Below are 22,258 nucleotides of genomic sequence, written 5' to 3'. Positions count from 1 at the left end.
AACGTCGGGCGTTGCCGTGTTGCCCGATGGTGGATCGGTAGCGCTATCCACCTTACGCGGTGCCGCGTGCGTGGGCCCGTAGGATGCGGTGAGCTCGGCGAACCGCATCGCATCCGAACCGTGCCTGGCAATGATGGGCTTCGCACAGCTCAGCTCATCCTGCGTGTGGCTGTGCCGCTTTATCGCTGCGGCGGGTCCGGGTGTTCGTGCCGGTCGTGGCTCGGGGTGGTGTCGAAGCGCTGGCGGTAGCAGCGGGAGAAGTAGCTGGAGGACTCGAAGCCGCAGGCCAGGGCCACGTCCAGCACGCTCATGTCGGTCTGGCGCAGCAGTTGCCGGGCCTTTTCCAGGCGCAGGCCCAGGTAGAAACGGGTCGGCGTGTCCTTCAGGTGCAGGCGGAACAGTCGTTCCAACTGGCGCGGTGTGACGCCTATGCGCTCGGCCAGGGTAGAGGTCGACAGCGGCGTTTCGCTGTGGCGCTCCATTTCGCCGATCACCTGCACCAACTTGCGGTTGTGCACGTTGAAGCGGCTGGCGATCTGCATGCGCTGGTGGTCCTGCTGGGAGCGGATGCGGCCGAGCACGAACTGTTCCGACACCTTCAGCGCCAGCGCTTCGCCGTGCTGGCGGGCGATCAGCGTGAGCATCAGGTCGAGGCTGGCGGTGCCGCCGGCGCTGGTGATGCGGCGCCCGTCGATCTCGAACAGCTCCTGGGTGACGGTCAGTGATGGGTAGCGTTCGCGGAAGGCGTCGATGGCCTCCCAGTGCAGGGTCAGGCGCTGGCGCTCGAACAGCTCGGCCTCGGCCAGCACGAAGCTGCCGGTGTCGATGCCGCCCAGGCGCACGCCATCGGCCTCGGCGCGGTTGAGCCAGTGGGACAGGCGCGGGCTGAAGGTGGCCAGCGGCTCGAAGCCGGCCACCACCAGCAGGCAGTCCCCGGTGGCCGGTGCCTCCAGGCCACCCTCCACGTTGAGCGACATGCCGTTGCTGCCGGCCACCGGGCCGCCGTCGGCACTGAGCAGGCGCCAGCGGTACAGCTCGCCGCAGAAGCGGTTGGCCACCCGCAGCGGCTCCACCGCCGACATCAGGCCCATCATCGAGAAGCCGGGCAGCAGCAGAAAGCCGAAGGTCTGGGTCATGGGCAGGTTCCACGAGGCGATGAGCACTTAAAAGCCAGCTAAGCAGCGGGTGCAAGGGGGGAGGTCGTTTCTGTCCTGGAGGTGGTCGTTCTGGTTCGAATCGGTGGGGCGGGCGCTGCGTAAGTTGTGTCCATCGGGTTGACGTGGCGCCCGAGCACAGATGGAGTCGTCGGGTGGGTCGAACGTGCCTGGAGCCGTCGCCCCCGGCCTCCTTAACAACAAGTAGAAAACCGCATGGCCGCAAGGGGAGCATCGATGAAACGTCTTACCGCATTCGCTGGTTGCTGTTTGTTCGCCCTGTCCCACACCGCTGCATTCGCCGCCGACGACGCCAGTTGCCAGAAGATCCGCATGGGCGTGGTGGGCTGGACCGATGTGGTCGCCACCTCCGCCGTCGCCAGTGAGCTGCTGGGCAGCCTGGGTTACCAGACCCGCCAGACCCAGGCGTCGCAGCAGATCATCTTCGCGGGTATCCAGAAGAAGCAGGTGGACGTGTTCCTCGGCTACTGGAAGCCGATCATGGACGACAACATCAAGCCCTTCCTCGACAGTGGCGCCGTGAAGGTGGCGGCCCAGCCGTCCCTGGGCGATGCCGTGGCGGTGCTGGCGGTGCCCACCTACACCGCCGAGCAAGGGCTGCGCACCTTCGCCGACATCGCCCGCTTCAAGGACCAGCTCGGCGGCAAGATCTACGGCATCGAGTCCGGCTCCGGCGCCAACCTGGCGATCCAGAAGATGATCGATGGCAACCAGTTCGGCCTGGGCGGCTTCAAGCTGGTGGAGTCCAGCGAGGCGGCGATGCTGACGGCGGTGAAGCGTGCGGTGAAGAACCACAAGCCGGTGGTGTTCTTCGGCTGGAAGCCGCACCCGATGAACATTCAGATGCCGCTGACCTACCTGACCGGCAGCGAGGACGTGTTCGGTCCCAATGACGGTGCCGCCACCGTCTCCACCGTGACCGCGCCGGACTTCGCCCAGCGTTGCCCCAATGCCAACCGGCTGGTCACCAGCCTGCGCTTCACCAGCGACCAGGAGGCGCAGCTGATGCAGCCGATCATGGAGCGCCAGGAGCCGGGCAAGGTCGCCCGCGAGTGGCTCAAGGCCAACCCGGCGGTGGTCAAGGGCTGGCTGGAGGGCGTGACCACCTTCGATGGCCGCAGCAGCGACCAGGCCGTCGCCTCCCTGAAGTAATGCCGTTCAACCCCGGTGCGCGGGTTCGCCCGCGCACGGTTTCCGATCGCCTCGCAGAAGGATGAATCCACCGTGAACCATGAAGTCATCGTTACCTGCGCCGTCACCGGCGCCGGCGATACCGTCGGCAAGCACCCGGCCATTCCCGTCACCCCGAAGGAGATCGCCGCCGCCGCCATCGAGGCCGCCAAGGCCGGCGCTACCGTCGCCCACTGCCATGTGCGCGACCCGCGTACCGGCAAGCCGAGCCGCGATGTGGCGCTGTACCGCGAGGTGGTGGAGCGCATCCGCGAGAGCGACACCGACGTGATCATCAACCTCACCGCCGGCATGGGCGGGGACCTGGAGATCGGCAAGGGCGAGCAGCCGCTGGAGTTCGGCGCCGGCACCGACCTGGTGGGGCCGCTGGAGCGCCTGGCCCATGTAGAGGCGCTGCTGCCGGAGATCTGCACCCTGGACTGCGGGACGCTGAACTTCGGCGATGGCGACTTCATCTACGTGTCCACCCCGGCCCAGTTGCGGGCGGGCGCCAGGCGCATCACCGAGCTGGGGGTGAAGGCCGAGCTGGAAATCTTCGACACCGGCCACCTGTGGTTCGCCAAGCAGATGCTCAAGGAAGGGCTGCTGGAGGACCCGCTGATCCAGATCTGCCTGGGGATTCCGTGGGGGGCGCCGGCGGACACCACGACCATGAAGGCCATGGCCGACAACCTGCCGCCCGGCCTGATCTGGGCTGGCTTCGGCATCGGCCGTATGCAGATGCCGATGGTGGCCCAGGCGATGCTGCTGGGCGGCAACGTGCGGGTCGGCCTGGAGGACAACATCTGGCTGGACCGGGGCGTGCACGCCAGCAATGGCCAACTGGTGGAGCGGGCCATCGAGATTATCGAACGCCTGGGTGGCCGTGCGCTGAGCCCGGCCGAGGGCCGCGAGAAGATGAAGCTCAAGCGTCGCGGCTGAGCAGCCCTCTCACGTACATGCCGTAGCCCGGGCTTCAGCCCGGGGACGCAGCGTCAATCGACACAGGATCAGGAGCCACCATGGCCTTCACCACTCACATCAGAACCTTCGCCGCCCTTGGCAGCGGCGTGATCGGCAGCGGCTGGGTCGCCCGCGCCCTGGCCCACGGGCTGGACGTCGTCGTCTGGGACCCGGCGCCGGGTGCCGAGGCCGCGCTGCGGGCGCGCATCGCCAATGCCTGGCCGGCCCTGGAGAAGCAGGGGCTGGCGCCGGGTGCGTCCCAGGCGCGCCTGCGCTTCGTCGACACCGTCGAAGAGTGCGTGCGGGACGCCGACTTCATCCAGGAGAGCGCCCCCGAGCGCCTGGAGCTGAAGCTGGCGCTGCATGCGCAGATCAGCGCGGCGGCGCGCCCGGACGTGATCATCGGTTCCAGCACCTCGGGGCTGCTGCCCAGCGAGTTCTACGCTGACGCGCAGCACCCGGAGCGCTGTGTGGTGGGGCACCCGTTCAACCCGGTCTACCTGCTGCCACTGGTGGAGGTGGTGGGCGGGGAGAAGACGGCGCCGGAGGCGGTGCAGGCGGCTATCGAGGTCTATACCGCTTTGGGCATGCGCCCGCTGCATGTGCGCAAGGAGGTGCCTGGCTTCATCGCCGACCGCCTGCTGGAGGCGCTGTGGCGTGAGGCGTTGCACCTGGTGAATGACGGCGTGGCCAGCACTGGGGAGATCGACGATGCGATCCGCTTCGGTGCGGGGTTGCGCTGGTCCTTCATGGGGACCTTCCTCACCTACACCCTGGCCGGTGGCAATGCGGGGATGCGCCACTTCATGGCGCAGTTCGGGCCGGCCCTGCAGTTGCCCTGGACCTACCTGCCGGCGCCGGAGCTGACCGAGACGCTGATCGACCGGGTGGTGGAGGGCACGGCTGTGCAGCAGGGCGAGCGCAGCATCGCCGAGCTGGAACGCTACCGGGATGACTGCCTGCTGGCGGTGCTGGCGGCGATCAAGGACACCAAGGCCCGCCATGGCTTCGCCTTCGCGGAGTAGCCGGCATGGTCTTTCGATGGAGTGGAGCCCGGACATGAGCAGCCCCCTGGTGACCTACCGCACACGCATTCCCGCCGAGTGGGTGGACTACAACGGCCACCTGCGCGATGCGTTCTACCTGCTGGTCTTCAGCTACGCCACCGATGCGCTGATGGAGGTGATCGGCTTCGACGAGGGCGGGCGCGCCGAGACAGGCCACACGCTGTACACGCTGGAGTGCCACCTGAACTTCCTGGCGGAAGTGAAGCGGGATGAAGCGGTGGAGGTGCACACCCAGGTGCTGGGCGTGGATGCCAAGCGTCTGCACATCCACCACAGCCTCCACCGGCCAGGCGAGCCGGTGATGCTCGCAGCCAGCGAGCAGATGCTGATGAACGTGGACGCAGCCACGGCGCGCTCCTGCGCGTATGCGCCCAGGGTGGCGGAACGAGTGGGGGCGTTGTTCGAGGGGCACCGGGTGTGTCCGCTACCGGCGTATGTGGGGCGGGTGATCGGTTTGCCGCCGCCTCGTTGAAGGCGGCGCCCCGGCGTATGTGCCGGGGCTCGGCGCGGGATCAGGTCGGCAAGGCGTAGCGGCGGGCGAAGTCGATGAGGTCCACCAGGTTGCGGGTCTTCAGCTTGTCCATGAGGCGGGACTTGTAGGTGCTGACCGTCTTGTGGCTGATGAACAGTTGTTCGGCGATTTCCTTGTTGTTTTTGCCGTTGGCCAGGTTCTGCAGCACGGCCAGCTCACGGTCGGAGAGGCTGTCCAGTAACTGGCTGTCGTTCGGGCTGCCGCCTTCCTGGGCGCCGGCGGGCAGGTGCACGGTGCTGGGGAACAGGCTGTAGCCGGAGAGCACCGAGCGGGTGGCGGAGATCAGGCTCACGGCCTGCTCCTGCTTGGAGAGGTAACCGGTGGCACCGGCCTGCAGGCAGCGATTGGCATACAGCGCGGCCGGCAGCGAGGTGAGCACCAGCAGCTTGAGGTTCACGTCCATCGCGCTGAGGCGCCCCAGCACCTCCAGGCCATCGAGCTTGGGAATGGCGATGTCGAGAATGACCAGGTCAGGGCGCAGGGAGCGCGCCATGCTGAGGCCTTCCACGCCGTTTTCGGTTTCTCCGACGATTTCATAACCTTCGCGCTCCAGCAGTACGCGGGTCGCGAAGCGAATCATGGGCTGGTTGTCGATCAGCAGAATCTTGCTCATCTGGTTGGTTCTCCTGCTCAAGTTTCCCTATTCAATAGGAAGGCGTACGGAAGCCTTCAGGAACTTGCCGTTTAGGTGTGTTAAAGGGTCGTGTGTTGGCCTTCCTGACCACGAACGACGGGGGTGTGTGCCCGAACGCGATATCGATCAAGTTGGCATTGAGCGATTCTTCTCAGAATCTTGCCCGTTGTCTTTCGGACTATTCCGAATACTTCGTGTTTCTGCCCGGCTAACTTGTACGACCTATTTCATCGGTCTGATGAAGTGGCTTAAAAAGTTTGGCTAAGCACGTGGAGCGCGGATTATATTTGCCGTGCGCGGCAGGATTGGTCTTTTGGGAAGTTTCCTACATGGCGTGTAGGTTCTGCCTTTATACAAGGCGCCTAAGGGTCGCCTGTCTGCTCTTGAACTAAGGTTTCCCCGACACCTCTTTTCCCAGCAGGTGGGTTTGTGTCCCGTATTTTCGCTCTCCGCACGCTGCTCCTGTGCCTGTTTTTGCTGTGCCTGTCATTCGGCGGCGCCGTTCTGGCCGATGAGGGGCACGCCCTTTCGCTGTCCAGCCAGGTGGTGGTGGATCAGCAGGATTTGGAAATTTCCGAATCCGACTGGCACTGGTTGCGCCAGCGGCGGGAGTTGGTCATGGGCGTGCTGGCAAAGGGGGCGCCGCCGCTGGAGATCGTTCAGGCACATGGCGTCTACCAGGGCATGACGCCCGACGCGGCAACGCTGCTGGGGCAGATGCTCGGTCTGCAGATCCGTCTGCGTGCCTACCCCGACCGGCAAGCTCTGGTGACGGCGCTGCAGGCCGGGGACATCGACTTCTTCGGGGCCGATGGGCACAGCGAGCCCGTGCCGGGCCAGGTCCGCAGTCTGGCCTACGGTTTCAGCCGGCTGGCGTTGTTCCGCCGCGGCAATGACCACCGTGAGCTGCCTGACGATCTCAAGGGTATGAAGCTGGCCTACACGCCGGAGCATGGCGATGCCGTGGCGTTGTTCCCTGCGGCCCGGGCACTGCCGGTCGATACGGTGGAGCAGGGCGTCGCCGATGCGGCCTTCGGTCAGGCGGACCTGTTGCTGGCCGATGTGGTGCCGGTCTATTACCTGCTGAACCGTGCCTTCTATGGCACGGTGCGCTTCGAGCGTTATGTGGACTGGCCGGGCGGCGAGCTGGCTTTCGTGGTGCGCCAGTCCGATCCGCAACTGCTGCGTGGGATTGACGGGGCGCTGCGTGCGATCGGTCGGTCGCGCCTGGACGAGATCGCCCAGCGCTGGGTGGGTAACGGTGTGATGCCGGCCGCCGAGCGCATGGTGCTCACTTCCGAGGAGGCGCGCTGGGTGCAGCGTCATCCGGTGGTGCGTGTTGCCGTGGACGACGATCTGGCGCCTTTGGCGTTCTTCGACGGCAACGGGCAGTTCCGGGGCATCGTCGCCGATCTGCTGGACCTGGTGCGGCTGCGCACCGGGTTGCGCTTCGAGGCCGTCAGCCGCACTGGCGGCTATGCCGGGCAGATCAAAGCCTTGGCGGAAGGTGAGGCCGATATCGGAATCCTCACCAAAGGGCCTGAGCGAGAGAGCGTGCTGCGTTTCACGCGGCCGATCACCAGCAGCCCGTTCGTACTGGTTACTCGTGCCCAGGCTGATGGGCTCGGCGAGCCGGTTGGGGACCTGTCCGGGCGGGTGCTCGCCCTGGGGCGCGGCCATGTGGCGCGGGAGGCGATGCGCCGTGCCTTCCCGAAGGCAGAGCTGGTGGAGCCCGGTTCGACCCTGGATGCCTTGCACAGTGTCGACACTGGCCGCGCCGATGCAGCCCTGGTGGGGCTGCCGGTGGCCCGTTACTACCTGGTGATGATGTTCCAGAACCGCCTGGCCATCGCACAGGTGGCACCGGTGGGGCCGGCCACGTCCAATCTCGCGGTGCGTCGAGGCGACACGGAACTGCAGGCCATCCTCGACCGCGCACTGGCGGAGCTGTCGCCCGACGAGTTGGCTGCCACCGCCGACCGCTGGCGCGGGACGCCGGGCATGAGCCCGCAGACCTGGCGCGAGTACGGTGTGCTCATCCAGCGCATCGTCATCGGGGCGGCGGTGCTGCTGCTACTGGTGTTGGCCTGGGTGCTGCACCTGCGGCGCCAGGTGCGTCGGCGCCAACTCGCCGAGCGCCAGTTGCAGGATGAGCTGCGCTTCATCGAGACGCTGATCGACAGCATGCCGCCGCCGGTCTACGTGCGTGACACCGAGGGGCGCCTGCTGTCGTGCAACCGCAGCTACCTGCAGACCTTGGGGCTGGAGCGCGAAGAGGTTATCGGCCTGACGGTGACCGAGCTGTCGGTGGACTTCCCGGATGCTGCCGAATTCCACCAGCGGCAATTGAAGGCGGTGGCCGAAGGGCAATTGCAGCGCTCGGTGCATGAGCTGTCTCTGGGCGGGCGCACCCTGTGGATCGAGCACTGGATACAGCCCTTCCAGGACTCCGCCGGGGTCACCCGTGGGGTGATCTGCGGGTGGCTGGACTTCACCGAGCACCACAACCTGGTGCTGGAGCTGGAGGCGGCGAAAAACATGGCCGATGCGGCCAGCCGCGCCAAGACCACTTTCCTCGCCACCATGAGCCACGAGATCCGCACGCCGATGAACGCGGTGATCGGCATCCTCGAGCTGGCGCTCAAGCGCGCGGCGGATCGCCCCATTGACCCGTCCAGCATCGAGGTGGCCTACAACTCGGCGAAGGGGCTGCTGGAGCTGATCGGCGACATTCTCGACATTGCTCGCATCGAGTCCGGCCGGCTCAGCCTGTCGCCACGTCGGGCCAACCTGCGGGAGCTGGTGGAGTCGGTGGCGCGGGTGTTCGACGGCTTGGCGCGGCAGAAGGGGCTGGTGTTGAACCTGGATATCGACGCGGGCATCCAGGGCGATGTGCTGGTGGACGGCATGCGTTTCAAGCAGGTGCTGTCCAACCTGGTCAGCAATGCCATCAAGTTCACCCGCGAGGGCAGCGTCAGCGTGCGCATCCATGGTGAGGACGGCGAGTCCGATCAGTTGCACGTCTACCTCAGCGTGGCGGACACCGGCATCGGTATCGACCCGGCGGACCAGGCTCGCCTGTTCCAGCCCTTCGAGCAGGTGCAACGCAGCTCCGGCTCGATGGAAGGGGCAGGGCTGGGGCTGGTCATCTGCCGCTCGCTCTGCGAAATGATGGGGGGCCGCCTGGCCTTGGACAGCGCGCCCGGGCGCGGCACCCGGGTGGATGTGGAGCTGCGCCTGCTGCGGCTTGACCCGATTCCGTTGATGGAGATCGCCCGCCAGGAGGAGGCCCAGGCCCGGCGTCGGCTAAAGGTGCTGGTGGTGGACGACCACCCGGTGAACCGGCAGATCCTCGCCCAGCAACTCGCCTACCTGGGGCATGAGGTGGTGGAGGCGGTGGATGGGGTGGACGCACTGGCACGCTGGCGCGAGCAGCCCTTCGATGTCGTCGCCACCGACTGCCATATGCCGCGCATGAGCGGCGCAGACCTGGCCCGTGCCATTCGCGAGGACGAGCGCCAGCAAGGGCGTGTGCCGGTCCTCATCCTCGGGCTGACCGCCGACGCTCAGCAGGAAGAGGTGGAGCGCGGCCTCCAGGCCGGTATGGACGATTGCCTGGTCAAGCCCATTGGGCTGGATTTGCTGGAGGAAAAGCTCGGCGGTGCGCCCGGCCCCGCACCCTCGCGGGTCGAAGGAGCGGAGGGGGAGGCCGAGGTGCTGTTCGACCTGAGTCCCCTGGCGCCGCTGACCGGCGGGGACCCCGGCCTGGCGGTGAGCCTGCTGCGGGAGTTGCTGAATACCAATCGGCGCGACCTTGCCGCGCTTGAGGAACAGGTACGTCTGCATGACGCTTCGGCCCTGTTCGAGTTGGCCCACCGGCTCAAGGGCGCTGCGCGGGTGATCAAGGCCACTCGGGTGATCGAGGCGTGTGAGTACCTGTCGCGGGCCAGCGTCGTGGAGCGGCCGCGTTCCGATGCCCTGGAGGCCGGTGTGGAGGCCGTACGGCGAGCCCTGGAAGCCCTGGAGCGTGGCCTGCTCCAGCAGATGCCGGAGCTTCAATGAAGCGTGGGGCGCTCCTTCATCAGGCGATCGAAGTCCGGGCGGGCCAGCGGGCGGGAGAACAGGAAGCCCTGGCCTTCGGTGCAGCCCAGGGACAGCAGGCGCTCGCGCTGCTGGCGGGTTTCGATGCCTTCGACGATCAGGCTGATGTTCATGGCTTTGGCCAGCGCTACGGCACTGCTGATCACCGCGCCGCTGCGGGGCTGGCTGGTGAGCTTGCGGGCAAAGCTGGCATCCAGCTTCACCTGGGTGAACGGCAGATCGCAGAGCCGGTCGAGGGAGGAATAGCCGGTGCCGAAGTCGTCCATCGACAGGCCACAGCCCATCATGCGCAGGCGTACGAGGTTTTCCAGGCAGGTGGTCGGGGCGCTGAACAGGCCGGTTTCAGTGACCTCGAAGATGACGCCCTCGGCGGACAGGCCGGCCTCATCCAGGTGCGTGCGGACACGCTCGGGAAGGTCGTTGTCGCTCAACTGTGCAGGCTGGAGGTTGAAGGCGATGTTGAGCATGCGGCCCTGGCTGGCGAGGATGCGCTGGAACTCCAGGCCCTGCCGGAAGATCTGCCAGAACATGCGGTTGATCAGGCCATGGGCTTCCATCATCTGCAGGAACTGGGCGGGCATCAGTACGCCGTGCTGCGGATGGCGCCAGCGGGCCAGGGCCTCGGCGCCGACCATCTTGCCGCTGCGCAGGTCGACCTTGGGTTGGAACCAGGCTTCGAACTGGCCCAGCTCCAGGCCTTCCAGCAGTTCGTCGCGGGATGGCAGTTCCATGACCTCAGGCTCACCGAGGCCGCGGGTCTGGTTGGCTTCGTAGCGCGCCAGCAGTTGCGCGGCCCGTTCGATGTCGAAGGGTTTGCCCAGATCACCCAGGCATTCGAGCCCGAGGGTGCGGATCATCGACTGGGTGGCCTGGCGCAGAGGCGCTTCCACGGCGCTGCTGAGAATCACCGAGCGCACGGCACCGGAGTGGCTGGCATGGCGGAGGAAGGCCAGGCCGTCCATCCCGGCCATGCGCAGGTCGCACAGCACGACGTCGACGCCGCCGCAACTCTGCAGCTCGTTCAGGGCGCTGGCGCCATCGCCGGCCTGGTGGATGCGCTGGATACCCAGCTTCTGCAAGGCGGTCACGGCGATCAGGCGCTGGAAGGGCTCATCTTCCAGAACCAGAATGCTGATGTTCTTCATGGAAAGGGCTCGGTTGGTAAAAAGTCCGGCCACGTTACGCAGCTGCTCTGCAAGCTGCTAGGCGAAGCGTCGGTGGCGTCTGTAGGAAAATTCATCTGCGGTACGACTGCTTCACAGTTTTCCGGGAATACACATGAGCCGTGGTTCAACCAGAGGTCACACATATGAGAACAGCCCTGATCGTCGATGATCACCCCGTGATCCGGATGGCGGTGCGCATGCTGCTGGAGCGCAATGGGCTCGAGGTGGTGGGGGAGGCCGATAACGGCGTGGATGCCGTGCAACTGGTGCGTCAGCATGAACCGGACGTGGTGATCCTCGACATCGGCATCCCCCGCCTGGACGGGCTCAACGTCATCAGTCGCATTCGCTCACTGGGGCTCGACAGCCATGTGCTGGTGCTCACTTCGCTGCCCGCAGAGGGGTTCTGTCAACGCTGCCTGCAGGCGGGTGCACGTGGCTTCGTGAGCAAGGAGGAGGACCTGCAGAACCTGGTGATCGCCATCAACTCCATCAGTGCCGGCTTCACCTTCTTCCCCGCCGATGTGCTGCCAATGGGGCAGGGGGCGCCGGCCAGCGAGCGGGAGTTGGTGGGGCGCCTGTCCAACCAGGAGTTGATGGTCCTTCAGTACCTGGCCTCCGGCCTTGGCAACAAGGAGATCGCTGAGCGGATGCTGCTCAGCAACAAGACCGTCAGCACCTACAAGAGTCGTATTCAGCAGAAGCTCAACCTCGCCTCCCTTCTCGAACTCATCGAGTTCGCCCGCCGCAACGACCTGAGCGCCCGGCAGCAGTAGCGTCTCCAGCCAAACTGCACGCGCCCCAGGCCTCCATCTGTCAGTGCGCAAGTGCGTGGTCGAGCGTGCCGTCGTTTCTGCTTGGCACCAGCCCGGCGATCAGCCCCCAAGCGGGACCCGGGCGCTCCTCGTGCTTGCCACGCGGGCTTTCAGCCTGTCATGGCGCCTGCCCTATCTGTGCCGATGTGTCCTACGTGAAGGTGGGTGGACGGCTTACGATTTCCGGGATTTGTACGATTTTTTAGATGCTCATCGCTCTATAGACTGCATCGCCTTAGCTTGATGTGATGCTGTTCTCCTTCTGGCCTTTTTCCGAAGTTTCATGTCGATATCACGAGTTTTTCAGCCATTGATAGACCGCTGATTCTTTGTCGGAGTGGCTCAGCCGCTATCAAGGAAGAACGCCCATTTCATCAGAAGCGCCTCGGACGCCTGGATTCTGATCGTATTGGTCATTCGAGAGACCAGGTAGGAAGGGGGTGGGCTGCATGGACGCAGCGAGAGGCACGTCAGGCCAGGGACAGTCTGTCGCGTTGACGCCATGGTGCAGGTGGGGATGCTGGGTTCTGTTTTAGAGGTGAACTCTGCTTCGTTGACGGAGTTGCCCTATTTCCTCGCAACTGCTGAAAAGTAGCTGGCTCGCGAAGACGAGACTAAACGGGCCTGCGAGGCTCGGTAACGCGTTTGGCGTTGAACCGCCAAACGGTTACTAACTAAAAAATACTAAATAACTTCTGCTGTTGCCTGTGCTGGGATTAAAACGGCAGTTGCCTTGCTGCGTCTGGATTTTGACTCTTTAAAAAGGTGGCGAACATGTGGTGCAGTTCAGAAATGTTTAGAAGGCAACTGTGTGATCAGTTTGGCTTTGGTGGTTTTGGTAGTCCAGTGGAGTGTTTCATATGAATTCGCTGCATTTGATTCTGGGTGTTTTGTTGGTTTGGCTTCCCACTCATGCTGTTCTTGCCGCTGTTGTTAACGTCAAAGATGGCGAACATATGGTGGCGAATGACCGTGTGGTGAATGCGGATTCGGATAATGCTGTTCAGGTCAGTGGGAAGGGAACTTCTTTTACCAGCGAAGAAGGTTTGAAGGTCACCGCTAGCGGGACGTGGGGGGATGCTCTACGGGTGCAGAATGGGGGCCGCGCCGATCTGGTAGGTGCTGAATTGACAGCCAACGCAGGCCGACACGATCTGGTAAACGTCAGTTCAGGTGGGACTGTCTCTGCAAGCGACTCTTTATTTGAGTGCCAGGATTGTGCGGGTGATGGCGTTGCGGTTGAGGGGAGCGGGTCAAGTTTTACCGGTAACAATATCAGGATCGAGATCGGGGGGGATGCTTACTCGGGTGGGCTTCGTGCGTCAAGCGGGGGGAGTATTCGTCTGGTTGATAGCAGCATCAAAGTAGACTCCACTCGAGGTGGTCACGGTCGAAGTGCAGTATCTGTCTCGGGGCGAGGCAGTCGTTTCTTTGGTGAGCGGATTGATATTGATACAAATGGCTCTTACGGTTTCGAAGTGAATGGCGGTACCGCTTCTGAGTTGTATGACTCCACTGTCAAGGCTAGCCAGTCAGCAATCATCGTCCATACGCCAGGCCAGCGCACGGATGTGCATTTGAAGAATGTTGAAGCTGAGGGCGGTTATTACGGCATCAATGCAAACGGTGGTGACTATCATCTTGTGGTTGAAGGTGGGCGCTATACCGCTACCGGGGTAAATGGCACCGCGCTGTGGAGTACTTCTGACACTGCAAGGCTGGATATTGCTGATGCGGAATTCTACTCCTTGGGCTCGGGTGATGGAGTGATCCAGCAGAACAAGACGGGTGTCATCAATATTTTGAATAGCCGCATTGTAACCAGTGGGGCGGGCGGCCATGGTTTGTACGCTGAGGCATTGATCAATGCTGATGGAATGACCATTGAGGCGTCTGGCAAATCAGCCCATGGTGCCTCCGCTGCTCGTGGCGGTGTGTTGAATCTATGGAACAGTCAGGTGACTACCCGGGGAGACGGGGGGATGGGGCTGATAAGTTTCAAAGGGTCAACTGTAAATGCCGACCGGGTGTCTGTGACTACACAGGGTGAAGGTAGTCACGGGCTTGTTAGTAGAGGTGGCAATATGAATATCTCTGCATCCAGTATCGTGGCTGAAGGTGACAGCTCATCCGGTTTGAGAATGGAGGGGGGGACCGCCAAGTTTGATCTGAATAACACCTTTTTAGAGTCAAAGCAGTCGTTTGGTGTGCAGTCCATTGGTGCCAATGCGACGTTGTCTCTTTCCGATGGTTCCTATTTGCAAGCCGGCAATGGCGTTGCCATCTCTGCACGAGCGGGTGTTTTCAATCAGCAGACTCTGAGTAGCGCGTTGGATGTAAAGCTCGATAAGAGCCAGGTGTGGGGGGATGTTGAGGCAGATGATCTGAGCACTCTGGATCTGGTGCTTGGTAATGACTCCCTGCTATCCGGTGCAGCTCGCAATGTGCGGCACCTGACTATGGATGAGCGTAGCGTTTGGCAATTAACCGGGAACTCTGATTTGGGTCAGTTCGACCACCAAGGGACTGTGTTGTTTGCGCCTGAGGGTGATTTCAAGACCCTTCATGTCAAATCGGATCTGACAGGTTCTGGCCGTTTCATCATGAATACGGACCTGTCGACCTTGTCGGGCGACCTTGTGCAGGTGGATGGGCAAGTTCACGGCAACCATACTCTGGTCGTTGCTGATAGTGGCCGTAGCCCTGTTAATTCTGGTGGCACTCTGACTCTTGTAGAGACAAACGGCGGAGACGGGCAGTTCAATCTGTATGGTGATCACGTCGATGCGGGGGCTTATCGCTACACCCTGGCTAAGGCGGGAGATAACTGGCAGTTGGAACAAACTGGTTCCAGTGGGGCGGGAAACGATCTGTCCACCGGAAGTAATGCGGTGCTGGGGAGCCAGAGTGCATTGGGTTTGCTGTGGAATGCTCAGAATAATGCGCTAATCACAAGGCTTGGCGAGCTGCGCCTGGGTGATGATCGGGGTGGTCTTTGGAGTCGTGGTGTGAGTAAGAACTATAGTTCCAACCCATCGAGAAGCCGTGGATTCAAGCAGAAAGTGAGTGGGTTCGAGGTGGGCGCCGATAAAGCTGTAGAAGTGGCAAGTGGTCGTCTTTATTTGGGTGGGCTGGTGGGGGTCGTGGAATCAGCACAAGACTTCCAGGGCGAAGCAAAAGGCAACATCAACAGCAAGTTGCTCGGTGCCTATGGCACTTATCTGGATGATCGAGGATATTATGTGGACGCCGTTGCTCGCTACTCATGGATGGATAACAGCCTTCGCTTTAGCGACAATGTAGGCAAGTCGATCAAGGGCGACTATAAGAATCAGGGGGTTGGTATTGGTCTTGAAGTTGGCAAAAGGATCGAAGCTGCCCGTGAGTACTTTGTCGAGCCTCAGGTTGAGTTGACTTATACCCGAACCAAAGGTGCTGAATATGCATTAAGTAACGGGCTTGAGGTCAAACAGTCCGCCAGTGATTCTTTGGAGGGGCGTATCGGCTTGCTCGCCGGTCGGCGCTTGGAGTGGACTGCGCAGAGATCTGTGCAGCCCTATGTTAAAGCCTCTTTTGTTAACGAGCTTCACCGCAGCGGCTCAACTCGTTTTAATGAAGATCGTCTAACCATGAACAGTGGGGCTTCGCGTGTTGAGCTAGGACTTGGAGCTTCCCTGCAAGCAACAGAAAATAGCAAGTTAAGTGTTGATGCTGACTATGCTAAAGGTAGTCGTATGGAGATGCCTTGGACTCTGACACTTGGTTATCGCTTTCTCTGGTAGGCATTGGAGAAGTTCGAATGGCGCGATAGGCCACATTTATCTGACGACCGATCAGGTTTGAAAACTAAATAGTTGGCGAAAAATCTCATCAGGAGCCCGGCCCTTGGTCGGGTTTCTGCTTTTTGCGGTACGCAAGTGCTGAAACATGTTTGGCTCGAGAGGAATAGCGGTCTTTCGGCGTACGCGCCATTTCATATAAGCCCCCTTAGGAGTAGATGCACAGAATCTTCGGGGCTCAGATGGAAATTCCTACAGACCCTGTGGGGGGGGGACTCCATTCGCGGCTCGAAACCCTCGATATCATTGCGCTCGCCACGCTGAAGTGCGACGTGGTTCTCGTTGCGAGAACCGTAAGTGCTCAGTTCTGGTTCCGACTCTTGAGGTCACCCCCCCTTTGATTCGGCGCGTGGAACCAGGCGCCATTCAGGAGAGCAAAATGAAAAAGTTCCTCACCGCTGGCGCGGCCCTGGTCGGTTTCGGCCTGAGCAACCTGGCACTGGCCTATGACGGCACCATTACCATCAAGGGTGAAGTGTCCAGCAAGACCTGCACCATCGAGAGCGCCGCGCTCAACCAGACTGTCGAACTGGCTCCGGTTTCCCAGAGCTCCCTGGCGCCGGGGCAAAATGCCGGCTTCAAACCGTTCCAGATCGCCGTGTCGGGCTGCACCGTGGGTGCCAAGGTCAAGGCCAACTTCGAAATTGCCCCGAACGTGGACCCCACCACCGGCACCCTGAAGAACGAACTCAGCGGCGTTGATGCGTCCAACGTCGCCATCCAGTTGTTCAACAAGGACCAGAAGGCCATCAACTTGGCTACCGGCGCCAATAACAGCGAAGAAATCATTGGCGCTGGTCAGAACGCCACCCTTGGCTTCTTCGCCGCGTACCTCGCCCCCGTAGGCGAAGACGTGAAGCCTGGTCTGGTGAACACCAAAGTCACCTACACCATGAGCTACGAGTAACACCCCTGACTCGCCCGGAATGTTTCCGGGCGAGTTGCCTCTACGGTAATTCCTATGTCCCTGCGCTCTTCATGCATACGATGGCTGCTGGCTGTCGGCACCTTGTTGTTCGTCTCTGTTGCCCACGCCGGCATCGTGGTCAATGGCACCCGGTTCATTTATCCCGCGAAGCAGCAGGAGATTGGCGTCCGTGTCAGCAATGACGGCGACCAACCTTCGCTTGTGCAGGTGTGGATCGACCGTGGCGATCCCGAGATTCGCCCCGAGAATGCCGAGGCACCTTTCGTCATGACGCCGCCCCTGTTCCGTGTCGATCCCGGCAAGGGTCAGAGCGTTCGGGTTGCCTTCACCGGCGAGTCGCTGCCCAAGGATCGCGAGAGCGTCTTCTGGCTGAACCTGCTGGACGTACCGCCCATGCCTGGCGAAGACGGCAACTACATGCAGTTCGCCATCCGCACCCGGGTCAAGCTCTTCTACCGTCCTGAGGGGTTGCCTGGGCGGCCTGATCGGGCCGTCGAGCAGGTGGCCTGGAGCCTGGCCAGCGTGGCTGGCAAGCCTGTGCTCCGTGCCACCAACCGCAGCGCCTACAACGTCTCTTTCGGCGACATCGTCTTGCGTACCGGTGGACGTGACTACAAGGCCGGCAGCGGCATGGTGGGGCCCTTCGGTGCCCATGACTTCCCGGTAGCTGGACCTTCCGGCGTACCGGCATCGGGCCGTGTCGTCCTGCAGTGGATCAACGACTACGGCGCTAGCGTCACTCAGGAGAGCAGCCTGGACAATTAGGTCCGGGCATTGTCGCCTTTCACTACTACACGAATCCAAAGGAGCATCGCGCTGGTCGATGCGAGGTGTACCCATGACTTCGCTTTCCGCTACCGACGCCAGTAGCCTCACAAGGGCCATACTCCCGCGCGGCCCGCGATTGCATCGGGTTGCGCGTCCGCATCTGCTCGCCGTTGCCATGGCCACGACGGGTGCCACCTTAGGCTTGGCCGATGCCGACGAACTCCCCAATGGCCCGCGCCTGGCTGCCTTCAACCCCGACTTCCTGCTCAATGGCGCGGGTCAGGGAGAGGCTGTCGACCTTTCACGCTTCAGCCGAGGCACCGTCCTGCCGGCCGGCACCTACCGGTTGGACGTTCATCTGAACGAGCGATGGATCGGTCGCCAGGAAATTCGCGTGCTGGAGGACAAGGACGCCCCCAACGGTGTAAAGATGTGTCTCACTCCCGCGCAACTGGGCACGATTGGCCTCGATCTGGACAAGCTGCCGGATCCGGCTGCCGCGCGGGCGAAGCTGGAGAGCGAGGAGTGCCTGGACCTCGCGCAACTGGTGCCTTCTTCCAGTCTCAATATCGACCTGTCCGAGCTCAGCGCCTACCTCAGCATTCCCCAGGCCTACCTCGGCCGGCAGGTGCGCGGTGAAGTGGACCCACGCGACTGGGATCGTGGCGTTACCGCCGGCTTCATCGGCTACAACGCCAACCTGTATCGGAACCACGCCGACGGCGGGGATACCCAGCAGCTCAGCATCGGACTCAACAACGGCATCAACCTGGGTGACTGGCGACTGCGCACCAACGGCAATTACAGCCGCTCAAGCTCTTCAGGTGCGCCTTCGCGCAGCCATTACAGCAACAGCAGCACTTATGTGCAGCGGGATCTGACGGGTATCCGTTCGCAGTTGACCGTGGGTGACTACTACACCCCGAGCGAGCTGTTCGACAGCGTGCCGTTCCGAGGCGTGCAGGTCAGCTCGGACGATCGCATGCTGCCGGACGCCCTGCGTGGGTTCGCGCCCGTCATCCGTGGCGTTGCAGAAACCAACGCCAAGGTCACCGTCCGACAGGGTTCCTCTATCCTCCACGAAACAACGGTTTCCCCCGGGCCTTTCGCCATCGAGGACCTCTACGATTCCGGCTACTCCGGCGACCTGGAGGTCACCGTCACCGAAGCGGATGGCCGCCAGCGCTCGTTTCTCATCCCCTATGCTTCTGTGGCGCAACTGCTTCGCCCTGGCATGTCGCGATTCAGTGTCACGGCCGGTGAGTACCGCAGCGAGTCGGCCGAGCGTGTCCCGCGCTTTGTACAGGGCACCTACCAGCGCGGTATCTCCAACGACTGGAGCGCTTATACCGGCAGCATCATTGCCGAGAAGTACATGGCCGTTCAGGGGGGTATCGCCCTGAGCACCGGACTGGGCGCCCTGGCGTTGGACGTGACCCAGTCGCAGATCAAGGAGTCGCCCGTTTCCACCGAGGACCAGGCACCCAAAGGGGGGCGCAGCTACCGGATGACCTATTCGAAGCTGGTGGACGCGACCCAGACCAACTTCACCATGGCTGCCTACCGCTTCTCCAGTCGCGGCTACCTGAGCTTCAGTGACTACGCCCAGGCTTATGGCAACCCCGAGGGCGGGCTCTTCCGCCAGCGCAGTCGTTTCCAGGTGAGTGCTACCCAGCCCCTGCCCGGAGAGATGGGTAGCCTCTACCTGAGCGGCACGTCGCAAAAATACTGGGACGCCTCGCGCAAGGGCGACATGACCTTCCAGGGCGGATACTCCAACAGCTACCGCTGGGGCTCCATGAGTCTGTCGGTGGGGCGTACCCGTATGGGCGATGGCCACGAGAATCAGTACATGTTGAGCGTCAACATCCCGATTGGCGATGTGGGGCGCTCGGCCAGTCTCAGTACATCGGTCAACTACGCCAAAGGCCGCAGCAGCACCCAGGCCAGCCTCAGTGGCTCCCTCGGCGAGCAGGCCCAGACCAGCTACAGCCTTTATGGCTCCACCAGCCGAGACCAGGGTGAGCGCTTCAACAACACTGGCGGCAGCGTCAGCTACCGTGCTTCCGCCGTTGCCCTCAACGCAGGGCTGAGCAAGGGCACTGGCTACCGCCAGGAGAACATCGGAGCGATGGGGTCCATCGTCCTCCACCCGGGGGGAGTGAACTTCACCCAGACCCAGGGCGAGACCCTTGCCGTGATCGAGGCCCAGGGGGCGCAGGGCGCCTACGTGTCTAACGATGCCGGGGCGCGTATCGCCAGCAATGGTTATGCCGTGGTCGGCGGGCTGTCGCCCTATCGGCAGAACCAGATCGTGATCGACCCGGCTGGTCTGTTCCGCAACGTCGAACTGCAGCTCACCGAGCAGTCGGTGGTACCCCGTCATGGCGCAGTGGTCATGCTCAACTACCCCACCATCAGTGGTGTTCCGGTGCTGTTCAAGATCGTGCGAGACAACGGCGAGAACCCGCCGCTGGGTTCCGAAGTGCTCGATGCCGATGGCAAGAGCGTGGCGATGGTAGGGCAGGCAGGCCGTGCCTTCCTGCGCGGGATCGACCCTTCAGGGTCGTTGGTGGTGCGTTGGGGGAGTGACCCGGACAAGCGCTGCGTCTTCGAGTACCGCTTGCCGGAGGAGGACCCGGACAGCGTTCACTATGCACAACAGGAAGTTCGCTGCATCACCCGGACCGGACGTTCCGAGGTTGCCATCGCCGATTGATACTGCAGCAGTTGAAGCCTTTTCCTCATCGGGGCCGGTCTACACCGGCCCCGTTTTTTTGCCTGCCTGAAACCGATCAGTTGAAGGTAACGGTAATGATCCCGGCCTTGCGCCCGGAGCGGGTTGCGATCGGCGTAACTGCCACGCTATGGGTGTTTGCCACACCTGCACAGGCCTGGTCGTGAAACGGATCGGCCGGCGCACGCGGACTGATGCCGTTGGCACGCCCCACATGATCCTGCCAGACGTTCGTAGGAACGCTGCACATATCCTTTACGATCCTGCCTACAAAAGTGATTTGTCCGCGGACCGGGTCATTGGAATTGGCCTGGGCAACGCCCATGACGAGAGAGAGGGCGACAGCGGAGAGACTCAGTATTTTTTTCATGTTTAGGACTCCTCACAGACATGCCCTGAGTAAAAATCAGCTAGCTCCTACAATCCAGTTTTTTGATGTCCTCTTTTTCTGTAGGCGACCTCGGGTGCGACGCCCTTGCGTCACAGTTCCATTTGCGACTGCCGATATTTTGTGATCATGTTCATTTCGTGGTTCTTGTCAGAAATTTCCTATATGGATCTTTCGTCCTATAAAGGCCACAATCGGGCCATCACCCCGCCGCAGGCACACTGCAAAAACACCTCTGCTCCATCCGCCTCGGGTTCACGGCCAAGCCCCTCGTTCAGCACCGAATGCCTTCATTTGCCTTTTCTGCCCCTGCATAGGTGGTGGAGTGGTTTTCTGCGGGCATGAAAAAGGCCCATCGCGCTGGCGCGATGGGCCATATAAAAAAGCCCCCGTCAGGGCCGACGACCTGACGGGGGCGAGGGGTGTCCCTGACGGGGCCTCAGTGTGTTGCCTTCAGCGCCGAGAGCGTTTGCAGGCCAGCGCCGCGTAGAGCATGAGCAGGATGAGGAACCCCAGGCTCAGGGACATGCCGCTTACTCGGCACCGACCTGGCGCAGCCTGGTCGCCGGTATGTCACCCAGGTTGTTGAGCATCCGCTCGCTGTACCAGTCGAGGAAGTTGATCACGCCGAACTCGTAGGTCTTCGAGTAGGGGCCAGGCTGGTAGGCGGAGGAGTTGATGCCGCGCTGGTTCTCCTCGGCCAGGCGACGGTCCTGGTCGTTGGTGGCGTCCCACACCTCGCGCAGGCGTGCCACGTCGTAGTCCACGCCTTCCACCGCATCCTTGTGCACCAGCCATTTGGTGGTGACCAGGGTCTCCTGCGGGCCGATGGGCCACACGGTAAACACGATCATGTGGTCGCCCATGCAGTGGTTCCAGGAGTGCGGCAGATGGAGGATGCGCATGGAACCCAGGTCCGGGTTCTGGATGCGCCCCATCAGTTTCTTGCTGCCCGGCTTGCCGTCCATGGTCATGGACACGGTGCCCTCGAGCAGCGGCATGCGCACGATGCGGTTGCGCAGGCCGAAACTGGCGTGGGCATAGGGGATTTTCTCCGCGTCCCAGGCCCGGGTGCAGGCGGCCACCTGGTCCTTGAAGGCCTGGCTGGCGCGCGGGTCGGTCACGTCGTCCCACTCCAGCAGGGTGTTGAGCAGCTCCGGGTGCGAACCGCTGCAGTGGTAGCACTCGCGGTTGTTCTCCATCACCAGCTTCCAGTTGGCGGCTTCACGCAGGGTGGTCTGCACGGCCACCTTGGTGTTCTCCATGTCATAGGGCTCCATGTAATGGGCCAGCGTGGAGAGGAAGTCGTCGATGGCCGGCGGGTTCTCCGCCAGGCTGATGAAGATGTAGCCACCGGCGGTCTTCACGTTCACCGGCTTCAGGCCGTACTGCTTCATGTCGAAGTCGGCGCCCATTTCGGTGCCGGCGAACAGCAGGCGGCCGTCCAGTTCGTAGGTCCACTGGTGATAGGGGCAGACCAGCTTGGCCACCTTGCCCTTGTCGCTGACGCACAGGCGCGAGCCGCGGTGGCGGCAGACGTTGTGGAAGGCATGGACCTGGCCTTCGGCACCGCGCAGGACGATCACCGGGTTGTTGCCCACCTGCAGGGTCAGGTAGTTGCCCTTGGCCGGGATTTCGCAGGTCATGCCGGCGATCAGCCACTCCTTGTGGAAGATCTCCTGCATGTCGAGCTGGAACAGGCGCTCGTCGTTGTAGAACGGCTGGGGCAGCGAGAAGGTGTGGTCGCGCTCCTTGAGCATGGCAGCGGTGGCCTTGCGTGCGGGCTCGAGCGGGTCGACCAGGCTCAGGGGGGAAGTGACGTCCATCGGTAACTCCTCAAAAGGCTGGTCGCACCGGCGACCGCCGCAATGGGTGGCTGACTCGGTTGTCACGCAAGGCGGCGTGACGTGCCCCTCTGTTCTCCCTGGCCGACTGCAGGCCCTGCTGCGGATACGAGGGTGGTTTTTCGAAAAGC

General features: G+C 62.5%; 15 protein-coding genes. 10 read left to right on the top strand and 5 right to left on the bottom strand.

Annotation, left to right across the window (positions count from 1 at the left end; genetic code table 11):
* Positions 1-179: 179 nt before the first annotated feature.
* The gene (locus tag A7D27_RS07385) at positions 180-1,136 is read right to left on the bottom strand and encodes a GlxA family transcriptional regulator (protein WP_069564500.1); all 957 of its coding nucleotides are present in this window, start codon (positions 1,134-1,136) and stop codon (positions 180-182) included.
* Between the two features lie 255 nt (positions 1,137-1,391).
* Between A7D27_RS07385 and choX the strand changes: the two genes are divergently transcribed.
* The 4 genes from choX to A7D27_RS07365 all read left to right on the top strand — a co-directional run bounded on the left by choX (position 1,392) and on the right by A7D27_RS07365 (position 4,847).
* A complete protein-coding gene (choX, locus tag A7D27_RS07380) occupies positions 1,392-2,327 on the top strand; it encodes a choline ABC transporter substrate-binding protein (protein ID WP_069564499.1) in 936 nt (311 codons plus the stop codon).
* Between the two features lie 72 nt (positions 2,328-2,399).
* Positions 2,400-3,287 (top strand): 3-keto-5-aminohexanoate cleavage protein, encoded by an 888-nt coding sequence (locus tag A7D27_RS07375; protein ID WP_069559123.1) that lies wholly within the window; start codon positions 2,400-2,402, stop codon positions 3,285-3,287.
* A gap of 80 nt (positions 3,288-3,367) precedes the next feature.
* A complete protein-coding gene (locus A7D27_RS07370) occupies positions 3,368-4,333 on the top strand; it encodes an L-carnitine dehydrogenase (RefSeq protein WP_069564498.1) in 966 nt (321 codons plus the stop codon).
* A 34-nt stretch (positions 4,334-4,367) separates the two neighbouring features.
* The gene (locus tag A7D27_RS07365; protein ID WP_069564497.1) at positions 4,368-4,847 is read left to right on the top strand and encodes a thioesterase family protein; all 480 of its coding nucleotides are present in this window, start codon (positions 4,368-4,370) and stop codon (positions 4,845-4,847) included.
* Between the two features lie 40 nt (positions 4,848-4,887).
* Here A7D27_RS07365 and A7D27_RS07360 read toward each other — a convergent pair whose 3' ends face one another.
* Positions 4,888-5,520 carry a response regulator transcription factor gene (locus A7D27_RS07360; protein WP_069559120.1) on the bottom strand — a complete coding sequence of 211 codons (633 nt, stop codon included), beginning with the start codon at positions 5,518-5,520 and terminating at the stop codon, positions 4,888-4,890.
* 450 nt (positions 5,521-5,970) lie between these two features.
* Here A7D27_RS07360 and A7D27_RS07355 point away from each other — a divergent pair, with 450 nt between their 5' ends.
* Positions 5,971-9,603: a transporter substrate-binding domain-containing protein gene (locus A7D27_RS07355; RefSeq protein ID WP_240920352.1), complete on the top strand. Its 3,633-nt coding sequence runs from the start codon at positions 5,971-5,973 to the stop codon at positions 9,601-9,603.
* On the opposite strand, the gene A7D27_RS07350 is transcribed toward A7D27_RS07355, so the two are convergent.
* Positions 9,597-10,787: an EAL domain-containing protein gene (locus tag A7D27_RS07350; RefSeq protein WP_069559119.1), complete on the bottom strand. Its 1,191-nt coding sequence runs from the start codon at positions 10,785-10,787 to the stop codon at positions 9,597-9,599. The two genes, A7D27_RS07355 and A7D27_RS07350, sit on opposite strands and share 7 nt — an antisense overlap.
* Positions 10,788-10,951: 164 nt before the next feature.
* On the opposite strand from A7D27_RS07350, the gene A7D27_RS07345 reads away from it, so the two are divergent.
* From A7D27_RS07345 to A7D27_RS07320, 5 genes are all read left to right on the top strand, one after another.
* Positions 10,952-11,584 (top strand): response regulator transcription factor, encoded by a 633-nt coding sequence (locus A7D27_RS07345; RefSeq protein ID WP_069559118.1) that lies wholly within the window; start codon positions 10,952-10,954, stop codon positions 11,582-11,584.
* Between the two features lie 899 nt (positions 11,585-12,483).
* A complete protein-coding gene (locus A7D27_RS27015) occupies positions 12,484-15,405 on the top strand; it encodes an autotransporter outer membrane beta-barrel domain-containing protein (RefSeq protein WP_083265553.1) in 2,922 nt (973 codons plus the stop codon).
* 436 nt (positions 15,406-15,841) lie between these two features.
* Positions 15,842-16,369, top strand: coding sequence for a fimbrial protein (locus A7D27_RS07330; protein WP_069559115.1), 528 nt, complete (start codon positions 15,842-15,844; stop codon positions 16,367-16,369).
* 54 nt (positions 16,370-16,423) lie between these two features.
* Entirely contained in the window at positions 16,424-17,155 is a 732-nt protein-coding gene (locus A7D27_RS07325) for a molecular chaperone (protein ID WP_069564496.1), read from the top strand.
* Positions 17,156-17,360: 205 nt separating this feature from the next.
* Positions 17,361-19,877 (top strand): fimbria/pilus outer membrane usher protein, encoded by a 2,517-nt coding sequence (locus A7D27_RS07320; RefSeq protein WP_240920351.1) that lies wholly within the window; start codon positions 17,361-17,363, stop codon positions 19,875-19,877.
* 76 nt (positions 19,878-19,953) lie between these two features.
* Here the strand turns inward: A7D27_RS07320 and A7D27_RS07315 are convergent, their stop codons facing one another.
* The gene (locus tag A7D27_RS07315) at positions 19,954-20,265 is read right to left on the bottom strand and encodes a hypothetical protein (protein ID WP_069564495.1); all 312 of its coding nucleotides are present in this window, start codon (positions 20,263-20,265) and stop codon (positions 19,954-19,956) included.
* Between the two features lie 551 nt (positions 20,266-20,816).
* Positions 20,817-22,109 (bottom strand): glycine-betaine demethylase subunit GbcA, encoded by a 1,293-nt coding sequence (gbcA, locus tag A7D27_RS07310; protein ID WP_069559112.1) that lies wholly within the window; start codon positions 22,107-22,109, stop codon positions 20,817-20,819.
* Positions 22,110-22,258: the final 149 nt, after the last annotated feature.

This window comes from Pseudomonas sp. 1D4, from assembly GCF_001728925.1.
Lineage (GTDB): Bacteria > Pseudomonadota > Gammaproteobacteria > Pseudomonadales > Pseudomonadaceae > Metapseudomonas > Metapseudomonas otitidis.
The sequence above is the reverse complement of the archived record's forward strand: the minus strand, read 5'-3'. Positions and strand labels throughout refer to the sequence as shown.